The following is an 803-nucleotide window of genomic DNA, read 5'->3' as shown; positions in this document are numbered from 1 at the left end:
GAGGTTCGGAATCTCGACGTCCGGAAACGGGCTCTTGAAGCTCACTGGGGCCTCTCCCTCGAAGTGTTGCAGCAGCAATGGGTGTTGGTATCGCGGACTTGTTGCCAGGCTGATTCAGCCGCGGAGTTGATCGGGCAGTGTGCGGGTGATGATCTGCCGGGCCTCGGTCAGGATCGAGCCCGGCAGCTGCCGATGTCGTGGGTCAGGCCCTGGGCCTGACCCGCCCACCAGATGCCGCCTTCGACGTCACCATTGCCGTACACCTGTTCGCGGCCGCGGGCGCCGCTGGCCAAATGGGCGATGTGGTCGAAGGTGGCACCCGGTTCGCATGAGCGGGTGGCGATTTCTTCGGAGACCGGGTTGCGGGCAACGCGGGCGGAGTTGCGGAACTCACGGAAGACGATCACGGTGTCGTGTTCGGTGTTGTCGACGATCTTTGTTTGACGTTGTGGTGGATGGGCGCCTCGGTGGTCGCTATGAAGCGGGTGCCGTGTTCACCGCGGACGCGCCGAGGGCAAGAGCGGCGACAAGGCCCCGACGGCAGTCATGCCGCCTCACACTATGAGGTGCTCGATCCCGAAGGTCTCGGTGAAGGTGTTGGTGAACATGTGCTTCCTCGTTCTGGGTGACCCGCTCCCAGCAGGTGGTCCGACTACTCGGCTACCGCGCCACCCTGGGCAATCTGTGAAGCGACTGATCACACTCTGATTGCCGAGTCCTCGTCTTTCGCGGCCTGGCTCAGGCTCGCCAGTACGGCCTTCGCCGCTCGCTCGCCCGACGTCGCTGCGTCGGCGAGCGACGGC

Annotated in this window: 1 protein-coding gene; it reads right to left on the bottom strand. The window is 64.6% G+C overall.

Features of this window, described 5'->3' with window-relative positions:
• Positions 1–167: 167 nt before the first annotated feature.
• Entirely contained in the window at positions 168–407 is a 240-nt protein-coding gene (locus CJ177_RS49730) for a hypothetical protein (protein ID WP_061700603.1), read from the bottom strand.
• Positions 408–803: the final 396 nt, after the last annotated feature.

Origin of the sequence: Rhodococcus sp. ACPA1 (genome assembly GCF_002300195.1) — a bacterium.
In the GTDB taxonomy this organism is placed as follows: domain Bacteria; phylum Actinomycetota; class Actinomycetes; order Mycobacteriales; family Mycobacteriaceae; genus Rhodococcus_F; species Rhodococcus_F opacus.
Note: the sequence above shows the minus strand (reverse complement) of the source record. Positions and strands in the feature narration are given on the sequence as shown.